General features: G+C 35.3%; 1 pseudogene. It reads left to right on the top strand.

The annotated features are described in order from the left end of the window. Positions 1-72: 72 nt before the first annotated feature. Positions 73-609: pseudogene (locus AC1P5O_RS16785) on the top strand (IS630 family transposase); the annotation flags it as partial. Between the last annotated feature and the right edge of the window lie 5 nt (positions 610-614).

Genomic DNA, 614 nt, shown 5'->3' with positions numbered 1-614 from the left:
TTGTGGTGTTTCATCTATTGGTGCTGCATTAAAGCGCTTAAATATTACAGTTAAAAAAAGACGTTAAGCCATCCTAAAGCAGATACAAAGCTTAGGGATAAATTTATTCAGCAAGTGAATGAATTAGAAAAAACCCACCCGATTATTTATCTGGATGAAAGTGGTTTTAAGTCACATGATTACAGACCTCATGGCTACTCACGAAAAGGAGTACCCTGTTTAGGGCAATATAATTGGCAATTAAAGAATCAGACCAATGCCATTGGAGCAATCCATAAAGGGTATTTATTTTCAGTAGGTTTATTTGACTGCAAAATCAATTCAGATGTTTTTCATTTTTGGATTGAGCAATTCCTCATACCAGCATTACCTGAAAATAGTGTAGTGGTTATGGATAATGCAGCATTTCATAAAAGAGCAGATATTCTGGAGTTATTGGAACAACAAGGGCATAAAATTCTTTGGCTTCCTGCATACAGCCCTGATTTAAATCCTATAGAACAGATGTGGGCATGGGTTAAACGTAAGCGTAAAGAATGGTTGATCGACTCAGTCGATGAATTATTTCGAGTTTTTTTCGAATCCTGTATGGATAATAAAGTAGTTTGACTATA

Source organism: Prolinoborus fasciculus, from assembly GCF_056724605.1.
Note: the sequence above shows the minus strand (reverse complement) of the source record. Positions and strands in the feature narration are given on the sequence as shown.